This window comes from Oceanobacillus sp. NCCP-135 (genome assembly GCF_059698015.1).
Map to the genome: position 1 here is coordinate 1 of NZ_BAAKSZ010000074.1, position 1,127 is coordinate 1,127.

The following is a 1,127-nucleotide window of genomic DNA, read 5'->3' on the forward strand; positions in this document are numbered from 1 at the left end:
GTCTTCACAGAAGGCGCACTTTTTCCGCCTAGTAGCACGCCAAATTCCCGTGGTTGGACAAATTTAAAGTCTTCGATAGACGAAAATTGGAACCACAATAAAAACAGTAATGTGTTAATGAAATGGGACATACCGTAAGCTGCTTTTGTTCCCCATTCGGTTACTTTTCCGCATGTTTCCTGTGCCTGTTGAAATAATCCTGCTGGATTTATTTCCTGGAGAAAAGGAAGCAACAGGAAACCACCGGCATAACGAGATTCAATAACCGTTGTCCCTTCACTTGTTGGAACTTGTTGTTCCTGTTGAATGCCATCTTTAACAGGTTGGTAAGGAATAGGCTGTGTATTGGCAGCGATGGTGGCAGGCATATGATTGGATGCATTTGATGTTTCTTTTGTCGTATCACCAGATTCCTCTGTAAAAACCTCCTCAACAGGTTCTACGATTTCTTGGATACCCTCAACTGTTTCCGTTATGTCTTTCGTATCAACTTCTTTTGATTCAGAAGCATCATTTTCAGGTTCGTTATGTAGTATTGAGTCGAGTAAATCATCGGAAAACAATTCAAGTTGATCACGGTGAAGTTTTTCTCTTTTTACCGCAGATACTGTCCAATCTGACAGGCTAACGCCATGCTGTTCCTGAATTACATCCACCATTTCGTTTAATGTTAATCCATCTATCTGCTTAATTAAGCGACGGATTTCTGGTGTAACCTTCGTATTTTTGGGCCCAGTTTTCTTTTTTAAAAGACCCATTACGCCCTTTTCTCTATAAGATTTAATAAGCACACTCAGATTGGATTCTGAATATCCCAAAAGGCTAGCAACTTCGGCATAAGAAGCAATTTTAGTTTGTAGAAGAATGACAACAACCATTCGTTTGGATAGATCATCATCTACTCGATAAGAAGCAAGGGCATAATGTCCGTTCCAATAAATGGTATTTATTCCTTTACTTTCCATAACGGAAAATTTAGGAGGCATCTCTAGTAAAGTTAATTGTTCATTCATCTAATCACGTCCAATAGTATGTAAAGTATTAATAATAGTATACCATATGAGTGTGAATTTATCCAGTTTTATTTGCAAAAAATACCTCGAAAAATGAAATAATTTTACCCTATT

The 1,127-nt window shown here is 37.8% G+C and carries 1 protein-coding gene; it reads right to left on the reverse strand.

The window, feature by feature from the left end:
- On the reverse strand, positions 1-1,013 hold a 1,013-nt coding region (locus AC6HVZ_RS19575; RefSeq protein WP_497559792.1), incomplete at its 3' end, for a helix-turn-helix domain-containing protein.
- Positions 1,014-1,127: the final 114 nt, after the last annotated feature.